23 protein-coding genes are annotated in these 22,439 nt (G+C 39.6%); 9 read left to right on the top strand and 14 right to left on the bottom strand.

Annotation, left to right across the window (positions count from 1 at the left end; translation table 11 throughout):
* The first annotated feature begins 79 nt into the window (after window positions 1-79).
* Complete coding sequence (locus tag ACOWPH_RS04355) at window positions 80-1,114, top strand: hypothetical protein (RefSeq protein ID WP_015214166.1); 1,035 nt, start codon at window positions 80-82, stop codon at window positions 1,112-1,114.
* A gap of 34 nt (window positions 1,115-1,148) precedes the next feature.
* Here ACOWPH_RS04355 and ACOWPH_RS04360 read toward each other — a convergent pair whose 3' ends face one another.
* Window positions 1,149-2,030 (bottom strand): LysM peptidoglycan-binding domain-containing M23 family metallopeptidase, encoded by an 882-nt coding sequence (locus ACOWPH_RS04360; RefSeq protein WP_015214167.1) that lies wholly within the window; start codon window positions 2,028-2,030, stop codon window positions 1,149-1,151.
* A 202-nt stretch (window positions 2,031-2,232) separates the two neighbouring features.
* Here ACOWPH_RS04360 and ACOWPH_RS04365 point away from each other — a divergent pair, with 202 nt between their 5' ends.
* The gene (locus ACOWPH_RS04365) at window positions 2,233-3,438 is read left to right on the top strand and encodes an HhoA/HhoB/HtrA family serine endopeptidase (protein ID WP_015214168.1); all 1,206 of its coding nucleotides are present in this window, start codon (window positions 2,233-2,235) and stop codon (window positions 3,436-3,438) included.
* Between the two features lie 40 nt (window positions 3,439-3,478).
* On the opposite strand, the gene ACOWPH_RS04370 is transcribed toward ACOWPH_RS04365, so the two are convergent.
* The 3 genes from ACOWPH_RS04370 to ispD all read right to left on the bottom strand — a co-directional run bounded on the left by ACOWPH_RS04370 (window position 3,479) and on the right by ispD (window position 5,332).
* On the bottom strand, window positions 3,479-3,823 hold the full coding sequence (locus ACOWPH_RS04370; protein ID WP_015214169.1) for a DUF760 domain-containing protein: 345 nt from the start codon (window positions 3,821-3,823) through the stop codon (window positions 3,479-3,481).
* A gap of 188 nt (window positions 3,824-4,011) precedes the next feature.
* Window positions 4,012-4,554 (bottom strand): SMC-Scp complex subunit ScpB, encoded by a 543-nt coding sequence (gene scpB, locus ACOWPH_RS04375; protein WP_015214170.1) that lies wholly within the window; start codon window positions 4,552-4,554, stop codon window positions 4,012-4,014.
* A 100-nt stretch (window positions 4,555-4,654) separates the two neighbouring features.
* Entirely contained in the window at window positions 4,655-5,332 is a 678-nt protein-coding gene (gene ispD / locus ACOWPH_RS04380; RefSeq protein ID WP_015214171.1) for a 2-C-methyl-D-erythritol 4-phosphate cytidylyltransferase, read from the bottom strand.
* Window positions 5,333-5,471: 139 nt separating this feature from the next.
* On the opposite strand from ispD, the gene ACOWPH_RS04385 reads away from it, so the two are divergent.
* The gene (locus tag ACOWPH_RS04385; protein ID WP_015214172.1) at window positions 5,472-6,416 is read left to right on the top strand and encodes a glycosyltransferase family 9 protein; all 945 of its coding nucleotides are present in this window, start codon (window positions 5,472-5,474) and stop codon (window positions 6,414-6,416) included.
* Between the two features lie 50 nt (window positions 6,417-6,466).
* Here the strand turns inward: ACOWPH_RS04385 and ACOWPH_RS04390 are convergent, their stop codons facing one another.
* Entirely contained in the window at window positions 6,467-6,955 is a 489-nt protein-coding gene (locus ACOWPH_RS04390) for a CRR6 family NdhI maturation factor (RefSeq protein WP_015214173.1), read from the bottom strand.
* A 475-nt stretch (window positions 6,956-7,430) separates the two neighbouring features.
* Between ACOWPH_RS04390 and ACOWPH_RS04395 the strand changes: the two genes are divergently transcribed.
* The 4 genes from ACOWPH_RS04395 (at window position 7,431) to ACOWPH_RS04410 (ending at window position 11,182) form a co-directional block, all read left to right on the top strand.
* On the top strand, window positions 7,431-7,895 hold the full coding sequence (locus ACOWPH_RS04395; RefSeq protein WP_015214174.1) for a Fur family transcriptional regulator: 465 nt from the start codon (window positions 7,431-7,433) through the stop codon (window positions 7,893-7,895).
* Between the two features lie 161 nt (window positions 7,896-8,056).
* Window positions 8,057-9,811: a DUF3685 domain-containing protein gene (locus ACOWPH_RS04400; protein ID WP_015214175.1), complete on the top strand. Its 1,755-nt coding sequence runs from the start codon at window positions 8,057-8,059 to the stop codon at window positions 9,809-9,811.
* A 2-nt stretch (window positions 9,812-9,813) separates the two neighbouring features.
* The gene (locus tag ACOWPH_RS04405; protein ID WP_015214176.1) at window positions 9,814-10,506 is read left to right on the top strand and encodes a diacylglycerol/polyprenol kinase family protein; all 693 of its coding nucleotides are present in this window, start codon (window positions 9,814-9,816) and stop codon (window positions 10,504-10,506) included.
* Between the two features lie 79 nt (window positions 10,507-10,585).
* Window positions 10,586-11,182 carry a GNAT family N-acetyltransferase gene (locus ACOWPH_RS04410; protein WP_015214177.1) on the top strand — a complete coding sequence of 199 codons (597 nt, stop codon included), beginning with the start codon at window positions 10,586-10,588 and terminating at the stop codon, window positions 11,180-11,182.
* A gap of 247 nt (window positions 11,183-11,429) precedes the next feature.
* Here the strand turns inward: ACOWPH_RS04410 and ACOWPH_RS04415 are convergent, their stop codons facing one another.
* From ACOWPH_RS04415 to ACOWPH_RS04435, 5 genes are all read right to left on the bottom strand, one after another.
* Complete coding sequence (locus ACOWPH_RS04415; RefSeq protein WP_015214178.1) at window positions 11,430-12,929, bottom strand: dihydrolipoyl dehydrogenase family protein; 1,500 nt, start codon at window positions 12,927-12,929, stop codon at window positions 11,430-11,432.
* 77 nt (window positions 12,930-13,006) lie between these two features.
* Entirely contained in the window at window positions 13,007-14,086 is a 1,080-nt protein-coding gene (gene cobD, locus ACOWPH_RS04420; protein WP_015214179.1) for a threonine-phosphate decarboxylase CobD, read from the bottom strand.
* A 26-nt stretch (window positions 14,087-14,112) separates the two neighbouring features.
* Window positions 14,113-14,397, bottom strand: coding sequence for an HU family DNA-binding protein (locus tag ACOWPH_RS04425; RefSeq protein WP_015214180.1), 285 nt, complete (start codon window positions 14,395-14,397; stop codon window positions 14,113-14,115).
* Between the two features lie 310 nt (window positions 14,398-14,707).
* Complete coding sequence (locus ACOWPH_RS04430) at window positions 14,708-14,959, bottom strand: CopG family antitoxin (RefSeq protein ID WP_015214181.1); 252 nt, start codon at window positions 14,957-14,959, stop codon at window positions 14,708-14,710.
* Window positions 14,925-15,236: a BrnT family toxin gene (locus ACOWPH_RS04435; protein ID WP_015214182.1), complete on the bottom strand. Its 312-nt coding sequence runs from the start codon at window positions 15,234-15,236 to the stop codon at window positions 14,925-14,927. The genes ACOWPH_RS04430 and ACOWPH_RS04435 overlap by 35 nt, the downstream gene beginning before the upstream one ends.
* Before the next feature lie 262 nt (window positions 15,237-15,498).
* Here ACOWPH_RS04435 and ACOWPH_RS04440 point away from each other — a divergent pair, with 262 nt between their 5' ends.
* Window positions 15,499-15,687 carry a PIN domain-containing protein gene (locus ACOWPH_RS04440; protein ID WP_280514236.1) on the top strand — a complete coding sequence of 63 codons (189 nt, stop codon included), beginning with the start codon at window positions 15,499-15,501 and terminating at the stop codon, window positions 15,685-15,687.
* A gap of 49 nt (window positions 15,688-15,736) precedes the next feature.
* Here ACOWPH_RS04440 and ACOWPH_RS04445 read toward each other — a convergent pair whose 3' ends face one another.
* The 4 genes from ACOWPH_RS04445 to pilM all read right to left on the bottom strand — a co-directional run bounded on the left by ACOWPH_RS04445 (window position 15,737) and on the right by pilM (window position 20,998).
* On the bottom strand, window positions 15,737-18,196 hold the full coding sequence (locus ACOWPH_RS04445; protein WP_015214183.1) for a type IV pilus secretin family protein: 2,460 nt from the start codon (window positions 18,194-18,196) through the stop codon (window positions 15,737-15,739).
* A 123-nt stretch (window positions 18,197-18,319) separates the two neighbouring features.
* Entirely contained in the window at window positions 18,320-19,105 is a 786-nt protein-coding gene (locus ACOWPH_RS04450) for a pilus assembly protein PilO (RefSeq protein ID WP_015214184.1), read from the bottom strand.
* Complete coding sequence (locus ACOWPH_RS04455; RefSeq protein WP_015214185.1) at window positions 19,102-19,878, bottom strand: PilN domain-containing protein; 777 nt, start codon at window positions 19,876-19,878, stop codon at window positions 19,102-19,104. Before ACOWPH_RS04455 ends, ACOWPH_RS04450 begins: the two co-directional genes overlap by 4 nt.
* 4 nt (window positions 19,879-19,882) lie before the next feature.
* Window positions 19,883-20,998 (bottom strand): type IV pilus assembly protein PilM, encoded by a 1,116-nt coding sequence (gene pilM, locus ACOWPH_RS04460; protein WP_042465910.1) that lies wholly within the window; start codon window positions 20,996-20,998, stop codon window positions 19,883-19,885.
* A 140-nt stretch (window positions 20,999-21,138) separates the two neighbouring features.
* Here pilM and ACOWPH_RS04465 point away from each other — a divergent pair, with 140 nt between their 5' ends.
* A complete protein-coding gene (locus ACOWPH_RS04465) occupies window positions 21,139-22,437 on the top strand; it encodes an ABC transporter substrate-binding protein (RefSeq protein ID WP_015214187.1) in 1,299 nt (432 codons plus the stop codon).
* Window positions 22,438-22,439: the final 2 nt, after the last annotated feature.

Here is a 22,439-nt window from a genome sequence, read left to right on the forward strand (position 1 = left end):
ATCAGGTTACTTTTCTTAACATTGGCTATTGCGGTTTTCCACTACCAAAACCTATCTGTTACCAAGTTTTAATACACTTATGACTACCCGAATCCAACTCCCTATTCCCGCACACTTCAACCCTGCAAAAGTCGGCGAAGTATGGCGTGTACCTTACCAACAACGTGCTGCTGAAGCGGAAACATTTGCAAAACAACAAAATATCTCACCAGCATCTACAGATAAAACTCGCATTTGTCTATTATTAATAGATGTCCAAAATACATTTTGTATTCCTGATTTTGAATTATATGTAGGTGGACAAACTGGAACTGGTGCAGTTGATGATAATAAAAGATTGTGTGAATTTATGTATCGCAATTTAGGGGTAATTACAAAAATTGTTCCTACCCTGGATACTCACTCAGCGATGCAAATATTTCATCCTATTTTTTGGATAAATGCAGATGGGGAACACCCAACACCAGCATCAACTAACATTACACCCGCAGATATAGAAAAAGGAATTTGGCAAGTTAACCCAGCAGTTGCTAATAGTGTCACTAATGGGGATTATGAACTATTAAAAAAACAGGCTTTTCATTATGTAAAACAACTTAGCCAAAACGGGAAATACCCATTAACAGTTTGGCCTTATCATTCCATGTTAGGGGGAATTGGTCATGCTTTGGTTTCATCGGTGGAAGAAGCGATATTTTTTCATAGTATCGCCCGTCAAAGCCAAACCCAATTTGAGTTAAAAGGTGAAAATCCTTTAACTGAAAATTATTCTATTTTACGTCCAGAAGTTTTAGTAGGTTTTGACGAAAAGCCAATTGCTAAAAAAAATACAAATTTAATCAAACAACTTTTAGAATTTGATGCGGTGATTATCGGTGGACAAGCTAAAAGTCATTGTGTTGCTTGGACAATTGATGATCTATTAACAGAAATTAAAGGGGTAGATAGCACCCTAACAAATAAAATTTATCTACTTGAAGATTGCACTTCTCCTGTTGTGGTTCCGGGAATAGTTGACTATACAGAATCAGCTAATGCAACATTTGCCAGATTTGCTGAAGCGGGAATGCACATTATTAAATCAACGGAACAATTGGTAATTGGTAATTGGTAATAAATTCTTACGAATTGCGAATTACGAATTACCCTCATTTTGTGAAATAAGCTTTGGGATCTTTTGCTTCCCAACCCAGGGAACCATTAAAACGAATTTCAAAATGTAGATGAGGTTCTCTAGAAGTTGGTGTTCCTGTAGTGCCTACAGTTCCAATTGTTTCACCTGCTTTAATCATTTGACCCAAAGTAACGTTTATTGTCTCAAGTTGGGCGTAACGGCTTTGATAGCCGCCAATGTGGTTAATTATTACTAACTTGCCATAACTACCTTGATCTTTAGCAAATACTACAATGCCTGGTGCGATCGCTTCCACGGTCGTACCCACTGGTGCTACTAAATCGACACCACTATGAAAAAAAACTTTACCTGAAATCGGTTCTATTTGCCAACCATAAGCTAAGGCTACAGTTGTCCCATTCGGTAAGGGATAACCTGCTATTGTTGCAGATGGTGCAGTTTGTGTAGGAGAAGCAGCAATAATACGATTAGGTGATGCTATTACTCCAGGAACAACTGGCACAAAAACAACTCTAGGGTTTTGTTGGCAACCATTAATCTCAAACAATGTATCTGGACGGACTTTGTACCTAGCGGCGACTTGTCGCCAAGTTTGCTCACGAGGTACTTCTACGACAGTTCCATTGAAGGGCGGAATTTGAAGTTGAGTACCAGCTGTGACTGTACCGTTGTTTATTGATGGATTCATATTGATGATTGTTGCTGGCATCAGCTTGTAACCCTGTGCTATGCTCTCCACAGTTTCGCCACGAGTAACTTGATGGCGTTGGATACGAGATAGGGCAGGAGTTTGACAACTGGCTGCATTGGCACTTTCCGGTTGTAGGAATGTGGAGATTAGTCCGAAAGTGCTAACTAAGCTACAGAGAAACATGGAACGAAAGGGAAAACTCATGTCAACAAATCCAGAGATCGCTAATTCTAGATTTTAGTTGGGTAATTGTAAAGATGGGGTAATTTTTTTGCTTGACTGGAGATGATCCCCAATTGTGTAGTCAAAATGATCTAAATTCATCTTCTCAGTTATCAATTGCTTGACTACACTTAGAAATTAGTAACTGTTTTTCTGTCAGCTTAATTATTCTTAATTAATTAATATGAAGTTATCTGTGAAGCAACTGGCCGTTTATCTGAGTTTGGTGGTGATTAGCGGTGGTGCAGGTGTTTTGGGTAGTCGATATTTCCTACGATACAATCACTCTTTTCGAGAGTTAAAAAATATCACTGTGGCTTCACCTCCAGAATCTATTACTCCTTATCCTATTCAAGGCTTAGAGAATTCTGCTGGAGGTGATAATGTAAATTTTATTGCTGCTGCTGTACAGAAAGTAGGGCCTGCGGTTGTACGAATTAATGCGACTCGCAAAGTGGCAAATCCGATTTCTGAAGCTTTGAAAAATCCTCTGTTTCGTCGTTTTTTCGGGGAGGATGAAGAACCAATTCCCCAAGAACGAATTGAACGTGGTACAGGTTCAGGTTTTATTTTGAGCGAAAATGGAGAATTATTGACTAATGCTCACGTAGTAGCAGATACAGATACAGTACTAGTTACCCTTAAAGACGGTCGGACTTTTGAGGGTAAGGTGGTGGGAGTTGATGCTGTGACAGATGTAGCCGTGGTCAAAATTCCGGCTGATAAGTTGCCTATAGTTAAGTTAGGTAATTCACAAAACTTAATTCCTGGTCAATGGGCGATCGCTATTGGCAATCCTTTAGGTTTAGATAATACTGTCACTATTGGCATTATCAGCGCCACAGATCGCACCAGCGCTCAAGTTGGTGTTCCTGATAAACGCGTTAGCTTTATCCAAACTGATGCAGCCATTAACCCTGGTAATTCCGGTGGACCCCTCTTAAATGCTCAGGGTGAGGTAATCGGCGTTAATACGGCTATTCGCGCTGATGCCCAAGGACTCGGTTTTGCTATACCCATTGAAACTGCTGCTCGTATTGCTAAAGAGCTATTTACCAAAGGACGAGCAGATCACCCTTTTTTAGGCATTGAAATGGTAGACCTTTCCCCTACCAAAAAACAGCAGTTAAATAAGGAAGATAAACTTAACATTCAACCAGATGTTGGGATTGCGATTAAGAAAGTTCTGGAAAATTCACCAGCACAGCAAGGAGGACTACTCCCCGGAGATGTGATTCAAAGAATCAACGGTAAACCAGTGAAAATTGCAGCCCAAGTCCAGAAGATAGTTGATTCTAGTACAGTCGGTGACGTTCTCGAAATTGAAGTCAACCGCAAGGGCAAAACTCAAACTTTTAAAGTCATATCAGGAACTTATCCTCAAAAATAGTAAGTAGTACAAACGCGTTTTATAACGTCTGTACCATTGACTATTGGTTAGACAAATGCTCTAATTGCATCCTTTGTTCCATCTGACGCAAAAAATACCCCGTCATCATTGCTGATGCTAACAGCCCCGCTAAGTTATCCCGGTCTGTAGTAATTTGGACATTAAAACTTTCTGCTGGGAGCATTCCCACTAGTCCTTGGACGTTTTGGGAAATGATTTGTTTAATTTCCGGGCTTACAGACTGGGCTACACGGGCTAAGACTTCGGGAGATTGATGCTGTAAATACTTGAGTAACTGATTAGGGTTTTCCCCGAAGTGATCGTTCAAAAGCTGATTAGGGTGTTGCTCAGAGTTGTCATTCAAAAAGTCAGGATCAAACACCATTGGCAATTTCTTTTAGCTTAGTTGCTAATTCTACTTTAAACCATAGTACAAGCCTAACGCATTTTTCGCAGGGATTAGGAGTCAGGAGTTCGGAGTTCGGAGTCAGGGGAGTATGTCAATTATGGTTTGCTGAAAAACCTATTGAGTTATCAAGTTAGCGAAACTCGGTACTCGGTACTCGGTACTCGTCACTCGTTATTCAGTACTTCTAACTCTAGTTCTAGTTGTTGTTCTTTTGCGGTTGTGGGGAAGATTTGGGGGAGTTGATCGATTTGAAAATATTGGTGAAATTTCGGTGTGATTTGTAATGAATACGAACGAGAATCGCTGTCTCGGCGTTTGCGAACAAAACCTAATTCCACTAGTTCAGGAACGTGTTGATATACTCCTGAACCTCGGAGTTCAATCAAGTCGCTTTGGAGAATGGGACTGTTGAGAGCGATCGCAGCTAAAGTCCTTAAAGCTCCTACACCTAATTCTACAGGTATCAAAGTTTGTACTAAATCATGAAAATCTGACCGGACTTGTAAACTGTAACCATTTGGGTTTTCTACGACTTCTAAGGCGCTATCTCGACGGGCATAATCATCCATGAGTTCAATTATCCCTTCTTCGGCTGTAGCGCGATCGCACCCGGCATACTCGGCAATCTCACTCAAAGACAAGGGTTTACCCTTTAAATAAAGAATTGCTTCTATTTTGATCGCTATAGGTATATTTTTTTTGGACATTATGAGGCAGGAGTTCGGAGTTCGGAGGCAGGAGGCAGGAGGCAGGAGTTCAGGAGTCAGAAGGAAGAACAATACTCTCCGCTATCTTTCCAATCATCAATCACCTATTAGTGAGGATAAATTCTGCGATCGCTAAATCTTGGGGAGTGGTAATTTTTAAATTTGTCTCCTCTCCTAGAACTATATGTACTTCAATACCACATTTTTCAAATAAAGCCGCATCATCCGTGACTTCCCACCCTTGACGGACACCCTCAGCATGACATTGTTTTAACAACTCCACATCAAAACCTTGGGGAGTTTGAGCCGCCCAGAGTTGGCTTCGGTCTGGTGTACTTTGAATTATGCCACTTTCATCAACAATTTTAATTGTGTCTTTCACAGGTACAGCGGCAATTAACCCGCGATAATGGCGAATAGCTTCAGCGCAGGCATTCAGTAAATCAGGTGTAGCTAAACACCTAGCACCATCATGAATTAATACTTGTTGAGCATCTGCTGGTAATGCCTGCAAGCCATTGTAAACTGACTCTTGCCGGGTCGAGCCACCAGCAATTAATTCTATTGGTTTAGTTAACTTTAAATCAGCCATAATTGCTTTGAAGTCTTCCCAGTCATGAGGTTGGGAAATAATTCCGATCCAACTAATAGAACTTGCTGCTTGTGCGGCCAGCAAAGTCCAGGCAATAATTGATTGCGATCGCACCTGTAGAAAAAGTTTATTCTGGTCAGCACCCATTCTTTTGCCACTACCTGCGGCAGGAATTAATAAATACACAATATTCCTCGATGTTTAACTTAGGTATTGGGCATTGGGGAAAATTTAATTACAAGTACAAATTATGAATTACGAATTACCAATTACCCATTACCTATATTCGCCTAAAATAAGGAGCGAGTAAGCGTCAATAAATATTATGCGTGTAGTAGCCCTTGTACCTGGTGGAATTGGCGATCAAATTCTCTTTTTTGCCACCTTAGATGATCTAAAGCGTAACTATCCCCACGCTCAAATAGATGTCATTGTCGAACCCCGGTCAAAGGCTGCCTACCGAGTGAGCAAATCAGTTCACGAGGTATTAAGCTTTGATTACAAAGATCGCAACAGTCTAGCAGATTGGGGTAACTTGGTAGGTATGATGCGCGATCGCGAATATGATATCGCCATTACTGTTGAACCAAGCTGGTTTGTGGGTTTGTTACTTTGGTTGACGGGAATTCCCACACGCATTGGCTACAAAGGCAAAGGTGCAGGTTTTCTCACTAATTCTGTACCTGTAAACACATCTCAATATGTAGCTGCAATGTATCATAACCTATTGCAACCTTTGGGTATCAACACACCTTGCCCAGATTTAGCAGTAAATGTACCCAAATCAGATCTGGAATGGGCGCAACAAGAACAAAAACGCTTAGGGGTACACGAAACAGGTTACATCCTGATATCCGGTGGTTCTGGCAATTGTTCAGATACAAGTTATCCTGTAGCCAGTTGGCAACAAATTATTCAAGATTGTCAAAATAAACAGCCTCATTTACCAGTGATGGTGATTAAAGAGGCTAATGATGAGCAATTTGTGCGCTCACTTCAAGAATCTTGTCCAGATATCAAAATAACGTCCCCTGATGATATTGGCAAATTAACTGCCATAATTGGCGGTGCAAGTTTAATGCTTTCTATTGAAAGTGCGCCACTACAACTAAGTGTAGCTGTCCAAACCTATACTATCACCCTACTTGGCTCAACAGATCCAGGGAAGTTGTTACCAAAAAGTGATAAGTTCCTAGCGATTAAATCCCCCACTGGCAAAACAGGGGATATACCACCTGCGATCGTTTTAGAAAAAATCTGGGGTGGTTGAAAAAGCGTAGGGACAATTCATGAATTGTTCCTACAGAAAATTTCGGACTATTACAACCTGCTTTTTTCAATCATGTCAAAAAAAGTATCTTCTAATTCATAACCCAGGATTTGCGCTAAAGACTTGAGCCGGAATTGAGTGGGGATACTTTGCTGTTTTAGCCAATCACTCAAAATAAAGATCTTGTGCATCAAAAAGATTTCTAAGGCTTCAGGATTATACTGTATCCCTTCTTTAGAACTAAACTGATGGGGTACTAGCATGGCAGTGTAACGGACAAATTCTCCCGCTTTCCAGTCCAGTAAAAATGGCAGCCACGGATACTTGGCATCAAGACGCACAAACCACAACCGTACCTCTGGTATTTCTGAAAGCTCCCTTGGATCATTGGCATCCCGTGTATAGTTAATCTCAAAACATAACTGCTGTTCGTGAGATGTAATGGACTCCTCTTGCAGCAGTGGTTCAATTACCGTTAATGCAGGTGACAAATCCAGATTATTAATGAAGTCGTTATTAAGGGCGATTGTGATTGTCATTGACTGATTGCTGCTTACTTTATTGTTCAACAGTGGAATCGAGAATCCACTGTACCAGTTTTTAGCACTTGACCGGAAAAAGAGACGCAAGCTCCCTAGTTTTAGATATGCGGATAAGTCGGCCGCAACTAAAGTTGCCGTCAAAGATATTCTTGCACCATCATAACTTTTTGATCTACTAATTGTTACTCATAAACAATTGATCATTTGATTTACCAGTACAAAAAATACACCTGCCCTCACCTGGACATTTACGGCATTTGTAAGCTAAAGTTGTAATGACTTTGTTTTAGACTTAGGATTTGACATAGCAACTGTCAATTAACAGCTAAAACTTGCTTAAACCTATGTTTACTTAGGCTCTTAACAGCAAAAACACAGGCATAAGCAAACAATGTTGTGTTTCCTATCCTGGCAGAAAAAATCAACAATCGTTATTGAAAAGGAAAACTATCCCGATAGTTAAAACTGAAATATGCAAAAACAAGCTATTTCTACACAACCAATTCGTTCATTAGAAGATGCTATAGATCGGTGTCAATTGCTAGGTATGCGTGTCAGCCGTCAGCGACGTTTTATCCTAGAGCTTTTATGGCAAGCTAATGAACATCTTTCTGCTAGAGAGATTTACGATCGCTTGAACCAACAAGGTAAAGAGATCGGACACACTTCTGTTTATCAAAATTTAGAAGCGTTATCCAGTCAGGGTATTATCGAGTGTATTGAACATTGCGACGGGCGTTTATACGGTAATATTAGTGATGTCCACAGTCACGTCAACTGTATAGATACAAATCAAATTCTCGATGTGTATATAGAACTACCAGCAGAGTTGATCAACCAAGTTGAGCTACGAACAGGAGTGAAGATTACTAGCTACACTATTAATTTTTTTGGCCACCGCAACCCAGAAGAAACACAGGTGATGGATGATAAATGATAGATAAGAAGGGGAGAAATAAATTGAAAATTAAATGATTAATGATCAAAGGAGTATGGCTTAAGTCACGCTACGCTAACAGCAAAAATTCTTGTCTTCTGCCTCCTGCCTTTGCAACTGACAAATAATGGCTGGAAAGTCTATGTGTATTTGACTCGATTATGAGCGATCGCCCTTTAAGATTGTTGTTAATTGACCCAGATCCCATATTTCGTCTAGGATTAAGGGTAGCTCTAGAAACAATTTCCCACCTCCAAATAGTAGCTGATGTTTCCACAGATACCGCAGCCTTGCAGGTTTTAGCAGAAATTACTGCGACCGATGCCAGCCTAGTAAACTTCATAGTCCTAGAGTTAGGAAATGGAATTTCTCCCAAATCTCAGCAGATAGGCTTACAATTCTGTAGACAACTCAAAGCTTTATATCCCCATATACCTATTTTGCTGCTGAGTTCTATTTCTACATCAGAACTGCTGTTAGCCGCAAAAAATACAGGTATAAACGGCTATTGCCACAAAGGTATATCCATTTCTGAATTAGTTCCCATCATCCAAGAAATAGTAAATGATGGTTACTATTGGTTAGAAAAAACAAAAATAATAAATTCCTCATCACCTCATTTACCTTTTGCTAGGCTGCGGAATAATGTCCGTTTATCAGGGATTAGCCACATTAACACAACTCTTACCGCAGTCACAGCACAACTAAAAATACCCGGACTACCAATATTAGATCAAGCTATTCTCGCTGGACATCGCCGAGAACTTTTAGCTGCTCGCTGGCTGGTTAATAACTTATTATCTGCACCGCAAGAAAGGCAACCAATACAAGCACCTCAACCCTCACCGATTCCATTTCTGAGCAGTGCTATTAGTAAACCAGAATCACAACAAATGCAAACTTTTGTACCACCTTTGCTGAGTTCAAAAGCACTACAATCTACATTATTTGCATCTTGTATTCATAAACTTCAGTTTTCTTTACAAAATATCACAGATACACCTTTAGAAATTGATATTTTTCGGGAAGATAAAAAAAGAGAATTACTTTATCTTATCTTACAAAAAGTGTCGCAACAGTTAGATGAGCTAAATAATTCGCAAATCAAAATTAAGCAATTCCCTGATTTAAAAAATAAGATATTAAATAATTTATGGCAATCAGCAGTTACCGATTTTTATGGTAAATATTCACAAATACGTGTAGGCGATACAAATATAGAGATAGTTAGTTTTTTATTGAATAATGCAGCAGGTGTAGAAACTGAAATTCTTAATAAAATTCCCTTGGTTGAAGAGTTGTTTTCTTATCTACTATGGCAAACTGATTTGTATGTCGATAACACATCTTATACAGCAGGTAGTGAACCAGCAAATTCCCAAGCATCTATCATTTTAGAGAATTTGTTAATTCAGATTGCTAATGGTGTAGTCCAACCATTGCTAAATTTTTTAGCTGATGTAGAAACAATTAAACAAAATTTTTATGATCGTCAATTGATTTCTACAAGAGAAATTGAACGCTTTAGAAACAATTTATCTTGGAAATACAGATTAAATAATTATGTAAATGAGCCGCAAGCAATATTTGAAAGTCGTTATGAACTATTTATATTTGCACCTCGTGGCATTGCTAAAATATCAACTTATGCACCTCGTAACCAAGAATTAGAAAAGCTTTCTGGTATTCCCTTAGTCATGACATTGTTGCTAGAATTTCGTGATGCGATCACACCTCGAATACAATCTCTAGTCAGCTTTGCAGGTAGTGGTATTGTTTTTGTACTCACCAAAATAGTTGGTCGTGGTTTAGGTTTGATTGGACGTGGTATTCTCCAAGGTGTGGGTAGCGTTTCCTTAACAGAAAAAGGTATAAAGCGCAATAGTGAAAAACAAAATAACAACTCAAAATTCTAATAATGAACTTTGAATTTATCACAAACCAAGACTTAATAGGATTATTTACTTCCTATATCTACGCCATTAGTCTGCTTCTCTTTGGTGAAGGATTACATAGATTTTTTAGTATCAAACAGAATATCACCCGCAAAATCATTCATGTGGGTGGAGGAATGTGGGTTTTTGCTATTTTACTTTTATTCAAAAACTGGCAAATAGGAATAATTCCCTTTGCTACCTTTATTGGTATCAATTATCTTTTGTACCGTTACCGATTCATTAGTGCAATGGATAGAGAAGATAGTTCACCAGGTACTGTATATTTTGCCATTTCTATTACCTTACTATGGCGACCAAATGGCCTCATTGATAACGTTCCCATTGCTGTAGTTGGGGCGATGTCTATGACTTGGGGAGATGCACTAGCAGCGTTAATTGGTAGGCGTTTTGGAAAACATCAGTACCAAGTAGGAAATTCTATCCGTTCTTGGGAAGGTTCAGCAGTCATGTTTTTGGTGAGTACAACTGTAATATTTTTGGTGCTGTGGCTACTTCCTGGTTCATTATTTAGCCCTTTAGCAACTCTGGTGAGTATAAATAAGGCAATTTTAGCGTCTGTTCTTAGTGGTGCTTGTGCCACTTTAGTAGAAGGAATTTCTCCTAGTGGTACTGATAACTTGAGCGTGCCTTTAGTAGCAGCGGGGCTTGTATAGGGTGTGATGCAGGTGTAAACTATGCAACGTATTGAAATTAGCTCAGAGGTTGGCATAATGACAAGTAGAGACTATAAAAATGACTAGAGCTTCATTCTTACCACCAGATTATACTATTCGCCAAGCCCGTAATATCGACCTTACTGCAATATATCAAATTATTCTCTTGAGGTTTAATGATTTTAAAATTCTAATTATTTTTACTCTATTTATGACAACAGGTATTTTTTTAATTTTTTCTGCTATGTGTATTATTATCGGAAATTGTTCTATTAGTTTTCAAGACTTTTGGATAACCCTAGTATTAATACCACTTATAGTAAGCGGTTCAGTATTAATAATTTCCTTTTTACAAATAGCAAGTATTTTTAATAGACAAGATAGCTCAATAATTTTGCTAATAGAACATAGTAATCGTTTAGTAGCTTATGCTATACAGTCTAACAAAGGTAGTTATTCGTTGTTGATTTCTTTATATGTTAAGCCGGATTATCGCCGCCTTGGGTTGGGGTCTTGTTTAGTGCAAAACCTTGCACGCAGAGGAGTTAGACCAATTTATGTATTTCCTACTCCTGAATCATTCAGATTTTATATACGTCATGGTTTTACTTTATTCCAAAAGCAAAATCTTCCAAGCGAACTTCGCAGAACTAGCAGATGTTTAGGTTTGATATAGTAAATTATTTAACTAAAAGCCATTAAGAAAGGGCTTGTCCCTCCTCCCGGTAATGTTGGGTTGGTGACTTCCCAAGAATCAAGACATGATTTGAAATTCACTCATTAGACATCTCTAAAAAAGAATGTAGAGATGATAATGCCTACCCATGTAATGTCTCTACAAAGTTTCTGGATAACGCATATTTAATTTCTGGTAACTTTCTGCTGCTTCTCGCACTGTTTACAAATTATTTTGAATTTACACGTTAAAAATTCCAATCACGACGAAAATGAAAGAAACTTTGCAAAAATTCTTCTAAAGCATGGTTTTTATTTAACCGTTGCTTACTCCATTGCTGTGCCGTTTCTATCAAAATTTCTGAGAAACTGGGATAAAAAGGAGCTAAATTTGCCAAATGCTTAACTTTGATATTTTGTGACATTGCCAAAGCAATTAAATTAATTAATTCTCCTGCTTCTTCTCCCAATATAGAAGCACCTAAAATTTCCCCATTTTCGCGGACAATTAATTTACAAATACCTGTAATTTCTCCCCTGAATTGGGCGGCTGTTAATGTTTTAAAATATTGCTTGAAAACTAAAACCTGATTTTGACCATATTGGCGTTGAGCTTGCACTTGTGTTAAACCTATTTGTGCCACCATTGGTTGCGAAGATATTACCCAAGGAATACAACGATAATTAACTGAGTTTCTAGGAAAAAATAGAGCATTCTTCAGAGCAATATTAGCTTCATAATTGGCAATATTGGCAATATCATAACCACCGATAACATCACCACAAGCGAAAATGCGTGGGTTTGTAGTTTGTAGTTTTTGACTGACTATTAAACGATGTTGATTCCATTTCACACCTACTGCTGCTAAATTAAGAAATTCTAAATTTGGCTGTTGTCCAGTTGCGACTAAAATTTCATCAGTTTCAATGGCTTTATCTCCTGCTTGAATCCATTTTTTATCTTCAATTTGCCGAATTTGAGTTACTACTGTTTCGGTGAGGACGCGTACTCCATCACTTTCTAATTTTGCTATCAATAATTGGGCTATTTCAGGGTCGAGAAGAGAAAAAATATAGGGATGATTTAGTATCAGTGTCGTGCGGCAACCTAACCTTTTTAAAGTTTGGGCAATTTCAATGCTTTGGGGTAAACCACCAAGAATTACCCAATTTTTTGGTGGGTTTGGTTTTTCTAATGATTGCCAAATATTAGCTAAGGTTAAATAACCTGTGGTTTGTAATCCTTCAATGTTGGGAATTTTGGGATGTGAGCCACAAGCGAGTAAATAGGTACGAGCGCGTAATAGTCGCTCATTAATCGCAAAACTTAGTTGGGGAGAAGATTGAAATTGACCATTACCAAGGATGACATCAACTCCTTGGGCGGCTAAATTGGTCAGAGAATTAATTTGTGTCAGGTTTGCTGCGATCGCATGGGCATATAATATTGTTTCTTTATAAGCTTGTGTGTGGTTGGCCTGAGGCATTCCTAGCTGTAATTTTCTGGCTAGTACTGCAGTACCGTTAGTGCCGTCTGAGTAAATATCTGGTGTTGTATTCACCTGTGAATCAAGAATGCTAAGATTCGCCGCTTTACCCAATTCGCTCAGTGCGTAATGATAATTTAACTCATAGTTGATTTGAGGCTGTATCAAGGCAACTTTAGCGTGTAGTTGAGTTGCAGCTAAAGCAGCTTTGTATCCGGCAATAGTACCGCCAATAATTACGAGATCATAATCAATATTCATAGGGAATAGGGAATAGGGAATAGGGAATAGGGAATAGGAAATAGGAAAAGCCCTGATTTTTAATTACGAATTACGAATTACGAATTACGAATTACTGATTCAAGGGCTGTTAGTAAGCGTTGGTTATCAGCTTCAGAACGGATGGATATGCGGAAATAGCGATCGCCTAATTCTTTAAAACTAAGACAATCACGAATTAAAATCTGGTACTGCTGGAGTAATTTTTTTTGTAACTGGGAGGTAGATTGTTGAGACTCCACCAATAAGTAGTTAACAGCACCTTCTAAGGGTTGTAATCCGGTCATTGAGGCTAGACCTTGAAAGAGTTGATTTCGTGCCTGTGGTAGCCATTTCCAGGTGTGTTGTTGAAATTCCGTATCTTGGAGTGCGGCGATCGCAGCAGATGCGGCTAAAGTATTGACAGGCCAGGGATCTCGCCATGATTGCCATTTAGCAAGACGGTGGGGGTGAGCGATCGCATATCCTAACCTGAGTCCAGGCAAACTATAAAATTTTGTGAGCGATCGTAAAATCACCAAATTTTCATATTCCTGCACCAACCCAATCAGGCTTTGTTCTTCATCAGGAGGCAGAAAATCCATAAATGCCTCATCCACCACCACCAAAGCAAACTCTTCCAGGTAAGGCAAAATAGAAGCCCGTGAAAATAGCTTTCCTGTTGGATTATGGGGGTTATTCAGCAATAAACCGCAATTGGGAGATGGGGAGAATAACATTCTTGATTCTACCTTTTCCCTCCTGTTCCCTATTTTCAAATCAACAGGAAACTCCAGCACTTTAGCGTTATAAGCCGTCAGAGTGCGGTAATAATCGCCAAATGCTGGAGTAATTAACATCGTTGCCGCCAATTGCGCTAGTTCCCTACCTATTAACGTAAGTAATTCCGCAGAACCGTTACCAGGCAGAATCCACTCAGAAGGAACTTGATGGAAATGACCCAGAGCTAGTCTCAATTCACTATATTCTGGGTCTGGATAATGCCTCAGATTACCAAGTTGGGACACAATCGCAGCAATAACGCTGTCTGGTGGTCCCAACGGGCTAATACTGGCAGAAAAATCCACAATAGCATCAGGGGGACAGCCAGCCAGTGCTGCTGCCCAAGCTAAATTCCCCCCGTGTGCTTGTTGTGGCATCAAAAAAAGATTTCCTAGAACAGAACCTACTCTTTTGGGGGTGCTACTCTTTCTCTAAACATCTTCCCAGCAGAGAAAGCAGGAACCTTGGTAGCAGGAATTTCCATTTTCTCATTGGTTTTGGGGTTACGACCTTCACGAGCTTTGCGTTCCCGTGATTCAAAAGAACCAAATCCTACTAAAGTTACCTTATCACCGGAGGAAACAGCCTCAATAATTGTTTCCAAAGCGGCGCTTAAGACAGCATCCGCTTGTTTTTTGGTAACACTTGCCTTTTCAGCCACTGCATCAACTAATTCGCCCTTGTTCATATCAAACTCCTTAATGTTTACTGAGATTTTTGGAAGATGTAATTTGTCGCATCTTTACAGTAATCTCTGTTTGCAGAATTACAAAAATCGTCCCTTAAGAGTATTTACACTCAAAACCGCTGTAAATCAGATTGGCTCGACTTTTCAATGAATCATTCTAAGCCGTTGTAGCCCGAAGTGAACAGATGAAAGCATTAATTTATATAGATTTCAGGATTTTTTGTGTTTTTTGCCTCATTGTTGCCCTGGAAACACATCATTTTTAGGAATATATACTTAGTGGGAACTGGGTACTGGGGATTAGCAAATATTATTCAGCACCCAATGATCTTTCTATTGCTCGTCTAATGTAGCGTTGATAGGGGATACCCTCTTTTTTTGAAATCTTCTTAACCGCTTCTAGCATTTCTTCGGAAATTCTGACATTGACACTTTTGTTTTTAGGCTGAAATTCAAAAGTTACAGGCTGAAAATTTCCAGAATGAAGGTACTCTGATAAATCGTCTTCTAAGAGTGCTTCTATTTCTTCATCCGTTTTGACTCTTGGGAAAGTTTTCTTCATAGGAACGTACCTCTTTTTCGTGCATATATCTAGCACTGATTGGTCTAATCAGTCTTTGTTCTTGCTGATTGCGAAAGGTAAAGGCTACAAAAATGTGCCTTCCTTTACAGGAAACTCCTATAGCAAGATATCTATCTTCATCTTCAGAATGCCTGATATCTGGTGTAATCAGAATATCGTTTTGATGAAATAAATACTCAATTTCTTCTTGAGAAACGCGATTCCAGCATTTTGCCGAGTTACCTTCATCCCAATCAAAGCTATTTACACTTTCCATTATAACAAAAAAATGACATTTGTATATACGAATGTAAACAGTTATCGTATTATACTATTCTGAATAAAAGTTATTTTTTCCTGGTCTTAAAATGTTAAGAGACTTCCAACTAAAAAAATATCCCGTCGTTGTGACGGCAGGGGGACAGGGAGCAGGGGGAAGAAAAGTCGCTTTGATTTGGTGAAATTGGATCATCTTTATAGATGTCTATTCTATTGATAACCAAACGGCTGAAATTTATGGAGATTTCAAGTCAGAAATTATTAAACAATTTGGATCTCAAGACAAGCGTAAACGTCAGACTACTAAACTAACAGAAATTGGTATTAGTGAGAATGATTTATGGATAGCTGCTATAGCATTGCGTCATTCACTGATTATTGTGTCCTGTGATAGTGATTTTGAGCGTATGCGTCAGGTAAGAGAATTCTCTTTAGAAAATTGGGTCTAGTTAGAGAGCGATACCCGACTTCACCCAAGAAATCGGGTATCTGCACAGCCTACGGTCTACCAGGAACCTGCAAACCACGACGTTCCAGAACTTGACGTACCTGTGGACTAGGAGTGTAGTTATAACCATAAGCAGAACGCTCAGAGTCATCCATCACCTGTGGTGTCAGCAAAACAATGACCTCTCTGCGTTCATTGGTTCTGTTTGTTTGTCTAAACAGCGAACCAATGAAGGGAATATCACCTAAGATAGGAACCTTGGTGATACTTGTCCGGTCTTGATCTTGAATAATACCAGAAAGAATCAGCGTTTGACCATCTCGCAGACGAATTGTGCCAGAATTGAGAGATCGCTCAGATACCAAGAAGATTGTCTGGCTATTACCCCCAACATTGATCACAGCAGAAGATTGAGGTGCTTTAACAACAGGAGCTACTGATAGAGAAACAAAACCATTGTCATCAATTCTATCAATCTTGACAGCAAGGGTTAAACCTACGTCTGTTTTCTCTGCTGTCACCGTTTGGGTAGATATGTTATTACCACTAGTTGTTGTGTTCGTGATATTACCTACCACTTCCTGCGTTAGTTTAACGTTAGCCGTTGAACCTTCTTGCACAATCAGGCTTGGATCAGTCAAAATCTTGGCATTGCCGCTTGTTACTTGAGCTTGCAAACTAGCAAGAAGTCTCTTGGGGAACTGGTATAGAGAAGTGAGCGCATTTGTTACCGTACCCGTAGTACCTTGAGATACACTTGTAGTTCCATCTGCGTTTATAGTGATAATGTTATCCGTCGGTTGGGTAATATCTGTTATACCTGTTGATAATGCGTTTGACGATGCCGGCGAAATAGCCTGAGGTGTTGTTAAACCAGATCCAGCTAAGGTGATAATGCCACCTGGAGGAACTGTTTGTCCTTGTATAATTCGTGTTTGTGCAGATTGGTTAATTATGGTTGTGTTTTGTGTAACACTAGTTATTTCTGTAGACTCAGTGGGGCTTAAAAAAGGCGTTCCTGTAATTGGATTAGTGATGGTTGGTGTACTAGTCACACTGTTTGCAACTTCAGTACTAGTAGCTGGTCTAGAACCGCCAAAATTGAAACTGGCTGCACCACCATCAATTGAAAAATAGTTATTGCCAATCCCAAAAGAGAAGCTAGTGTTGTAGTCTTGAGCGCCTGATAAGTTAACATCAATAATCTTGACATTAACCACTGCTTGACGACGGCGGATATCAAGTTGAGTTAATTGAGTTGTTGCCATCTCCACTAGTTTAGGAGAACCAATCAAAGTAACAGCATTTGTGCGCTCGTCTCCTAGTGCTTGTAACCCCCTCAATAAAGGCGTTGAGTCTGTATAATTAATGCGTTGAGTTTCTACTTTAGTTTCTGTAGTCGTCTGAGTTTGGGTAATGGGTGCTACTCCAGTACCTACAGGCACAGCACTCACATTAGTAACTTGTCTTTCACGGCTGACAGCACTTTCTGCACCCATACTCACTAAAAAGTTCAACGCGACTCCTACAGTTACCTGATTTAGTCGCAAACTCCGCATCACAATATCACGGGTGGAATTAGGCAGTTTAGTACCGACAAAAATTGTTCTGCCACTGCGGTTTGCTTCTAAACCACTCAAGCGTAGAACGTAGTTAAAGACATCTTGCACAGGTTCATTTTCTATATCTAGGGAAATAGATTGGCTACTACTTGCTGTAGTACCTGCGGATCCTGCACCTTCACTACCAACAAAAGCTAGGTTAAGACCAGCCGCACGAGCCAGAAGTGACAAAACTTCTCTAACTGGTGCATCTCGCAACACTAGACGCGGAACTCGTTCTTGAGTGCCTAAATCAATCACGGTTGGAGAAGTATCAGTGTTAGATTGAGTAATATCTCCAACTGGTGGGGCAACTGCTCTAGGTAAGAAAGGAGGAGCTTGGTTATAAGGTTGATTAGGACCGGCTGCTTTTGCAGGTTGTCCGTCAATAGATACTTCTGGGTTAGGTACTAGCACCTCTATCTTTTTACCAGGTTCAGATGGAGTCGCTGATGATGATATTTCTGTATTTGGTGTTGTGGGTGCTGATGCAGTTGCGTCTGTGCTGGGTGTAAAGCCAAGAGTCAAACCGTTATTTTGTCGGACTAAGGGCTTACCAGTGGGGGCATTATTACTACCAGTTACTGTCACCCGCACACTATTAGCATCTAACTGATTAACCTCAACCGATGCGATTCCCGGTGCTGGATTTTCTTGTCGGAAACTTTTACCTTGAGGTAAACGCAATTGCGTATTAATAATATCTGCGACTAGGGCTTTATCCCTCTTGGTGGTAAAAACCTGAGGCTTATCACCAGAGGAAGTCTTTAAAATAACACTAATTCCTCCATCAGCAGGATTTAGTTGCACTTCAGTAATTTGAGTTGTCTGAGCCAAAACTGGCTGCGCTGCTAAGACTACACAAGCAGTCACACTTGAAATTAAAGCATTACTATGAACCTGTTTCACAGTTCATTCCTCACATTAAATAAAAACCAGTCTGTATGTCTACTTGTTAACTAACCATTTGGAAGTAACCTTTCGTGCATTAAATTTGCATTTCTACAAATCAGCACTCAGTAATTTGGATGGTTAGGGTTTAGGTGGGGCCGCTTTTGCTGTTGCTTCTGCTGTTGCTTCTGCGGCTTCTTCTGCTGTTAATGGCATTAATGCCTCCAATTCAAAAGAAGTACCCAGTTTAGCTGGGCCAGTTTGAACTATTTTCTGTTTTCCATCTACAGTTTCTGCTTCTGGTGGCACTAATTTAGAGTTATAGTTTTTGACTAGCAATAAAGGCTGTAAACGTTCAATATTACGCATAATTGATTGCGTTTGCTCAAAAGTGCCTTCAATATCAACTTTGATAATGCTGCTTTTGAGTTTATTGTTGACTTTTTCTCCAAGACTGCTATCAGTAATTATTTGTGCTTTTTCTTCAGATGGTACAAACTTTTTAAGTTTGGCTCTGACGTTATTTCCAGCGCCTTGACCATTGCTAGACTCGACCAAGCGATTGGTATCCATCAACAATGTGTCTAAACTTTTTTCATTAGCAAATAACGCTAAGACTTGGATTTGTTGCTCCTTGGCTTGGGCTAAATCTGCTAATACATTGTCAATTTGTTTGGCTTGAAGTCTCTTTTGGTCAACTTGTCCTTGGAGTGTGTTACTTTCTGCTTGTTTCTGCTGATAGGTGTCCCATGCAGGCATAACCATGTTCAGTATCATATAACCAGCAGCGAGAACCCCCATGACTCCGACTACTCCACCAATAATTGGTGGTGTGAAAGTAATACCAAAAGCAACGGGATAGGATGATGGGGCATCATCATAATTGTTAGCGTGTTGTGAAAAACTTAAATCATCACTCAGTGTCATTTGGTAATGGCTCCTGTTTTTTGGATGCTACGAAGCCTAGTCACTAGTCCGACTGTGCCTTTTTGCTCTAATTCACGAATTAATTCAGATGCTGGTACATTACTTAGACCAGCTTTAATGGTGTACTTCACCACTTGAATTGGTTTAATTTTCTCCTGACCTTGACCTTCAGGTTGAATCGCACCTGTTTGTGAAGGTGCATTAATTAACTCTGCTGTACTAATTTTGCTGTTTGAGGCATCTAAGAACTTAGATTGTCCGAGACTCAATACAAAATCGTTGACATCATTAAAAGAGCGAGCAAAACCGGTAATTTCTAGGCTTCCAGCGGGATTGCTAGGTGTTTTATCCTGTGCTTGGATAATACCGGGAGTTTGCTTGATATTTTCAATCTGCACATTCGCGGGAATGCGATCGCGCAAATCTTGCAACATGGCAGACCAAGGACGAATTTGATCAAACACAGTCACTAAAGCTTGTGTTTGCACTTTAATATTTGTAGTTTCATCCTGGACTTTCTTAATGTTGGCTATTCTACCGTCTAACTCCTTATTTTCCTGATCTAGTTTTTGGATTGCCTGGGTTAATTCATCTGTTTTGGCTTGTAAAAACAACAAACCACCAAATACCAAAGCTGGGAAACATAAACCCACACCGACTCCCAAATATACGGGCATTAAATCGCCCAAATTAATTGGCTGTCTGACGGGTTTTTCCGTATTGATTTCAACAGGCGATCGGTCTTTAAGAAAGTTAATATCTAAACTGTACACGTTGTTATGCCTCCCGCATTCCTAAACCAAGTACTATCCCTAAACCAGGGCGTTGTACCAATGGATATTTTTCGGCTTCTACTTCCAAAGACAAATCTCTGATTGGATCTATTTGGGTAGTTGGAAAACCTAATCGTTGAGTAAAAAACTCATCTAGCTGTTGGAGTCCTCCTCCTGTACCCGCTAGGAGAATTTGCGCTACTTCTAAACCTTCACTCTGATTGATATAAAAATCTATAGATCGGCGCAATTCATCCGATAATTCTCCCAATACTTTCAACATCGGACCCATACCAGGATTAATACCTGTAGTCCCAGTTCTGCCCAAATCCATAGGATTAGCGGGAATAGTCATACCCATCAACATATCCATATCTCGTGATGTGGGTAAATTCATTGCCCTTGATAAAGCCGCTTGCAATTGATATGTACCTATAGGTACGGTACGCGAAAATTGCGGTACGCCATTGATAATGATGGCAATTTCAGTGCTATCAAACTCAATATCAACTAATACTGCTGCTTCTTGGGGACCGAATAGCCTCAACTGATCACGAATAGTCCGAATGAGAGCAAAGCTGTTAATTTCTAAAACATCAATCTTTAATCCTGCTTCAGCAAAAGTATTAATATAGGTATTTGTCACTTCCTTGCGAGTTGCTACCAAAAGTACCTGTACTTTTTCAATTCCATCCTCATCTACAAAGTACCCCAGTTTCTGATAATCTACATCAGCTTCCTCTCGTGGATAGGGCAGATACAATGCGGCTTCATGGTTGAGCACCATTTCCCGCAATTCTTTATCATCCAACTCTGCCGGCACGGGAATGACACGCACAATAGCGTCTCTTCCTGGGATACAAGTGGCAACGCGGGAAGCTTTAATTTTGCTTTCAGCCAATGCCTGCTGGATTAGTTCTGCCATCCTTGGCGAATCGTTAATTTGTCCGTCGCTAATTAACCCCTCTGGTACTGGTATCGTTGTCAAGGATTCTAGTTTTAAGCCTTGGCGCTGCTTACGTAACTGAACTATGTTCATTCGTTCTGGTGCAAGCTCAATGCCAATTCCTTTATTAGATTTACCAAGGAGATTACTGAGTTTACTGAAAACGTTCACCACAGTTTTACCCACTAGACTACTAAATGAAAAATTTAAATCTGGTTCCAAGCAAACTTAGTACCAAGTAATCTATATAGCCTATAATCTCGACATTTCTGCATAAGTTTTGCACACCTTTCAAACGTAAAAATATTACCACGATGATTCAATCACGAAAATTCAAACAACTGACTGTTTGGGCGCTGCTGGGCTTACTTACCAGTTGGGTTGTAAGTTGCAGCACAGGTAACTTTAGCTCAAGTACAAAACCAGTTGCTTCAGAAGCAGCAACCATTGAGTTTTGGACGATGCAACTCCAACCACAATTTACAGACTACTTTCAAAACCTAATTTCGAGCTTTGAATCGCAAAACCCTAGTATCAAAGTAAAATGGGTGGATGTACCTTGGTCGGCGATGGAGAACAAGATTTTAACAGCTGTCTCCGCAAAAACGCCACCTGATGTTGTCAACCTTAATCCAGATTTTGCTTCCCAACTTGCAGGACGAAATGCCTGGTTAGATTTGGATGCCAAAGTGTCAAGTGAAGTTCGTTCCTCCTATTTGCCTAATATTTGGCAAGCTAGTACCCTCAATGGCAAGAGTTTTGGGATTCCTTGGTATCTCACCACAAGGTTAACTATTTATAACACTGATTTATTAAAACAAGCAGGTATCAACAAAGCTCCGGCAACTTATGCAGAATTAGGGCAAGCGGCGCAACAAATTAAAGATAAAACGGGTAAATACGCATTTTTTGCAACTTTTGTACCCCAAGATTCTGGTGAAGTGTTGGAATCATTTGTCCAAATGGGAGTCACTTTAGTAAATGCTGAGGGTAAAGCAGGTTTTAATACCCCACAAGGAAAAGCTGCTTTTCAATATTGGGTAGATTTATATAAAAAAGGATTACTACCTAAAGAGTCATTGACACAAGGACATCGTCATGCTGTTGATTTATACCAATCTGGAGAAACAGCACTGTTAGCTTCTGGACCTGAGTTTCTGAAGACGATATCTAATAATGCACCAAAAATTGCTCAAGCTTCTGCGATCGCACCACAAATTACAGGAGATACAGGCAAAAAAAATGTAGCTGTTATGAATATAGTTATTCCCCGCGCTACAAAAAATCCAGATGCAGCGGTTAAATTTGCCTTGTTTGTGACTAATGATGAAAATCAACTAGAATTTGCTAAAGCTGCTAATGTCTTACCATCAACGGTTAAAGCACTGGGTGACAGTTATTTTAAGGATGCTCCTGCTAATGCTTCAACTGTAGAAAAGGGGCGTTTTCTCAGCGCTCAACAGATGGCAAAAGCTGAGGTGTTAACTCCGAAAATAAAAGATTTTAAATTTTTGCAAAAAACTATTTACGAAAATTTACAAGCGGCGATGTTAGGGGAAAAAACAGTGGATCAAGCTGTAGAAGATGCGGCGCAACAGTGGGATAATCGGTAATT

The sequence above is a fragment of the Anabaena sp. PCC 7938 genome (genome assembly GCF_049315035.1).
Classification (GTDB): Bacteria; Cyanobacteriota; Cyanobacteriia; order Cyanobacteriales; family Nostocaceae; genus Anabaena; species Anabaena cylindrica.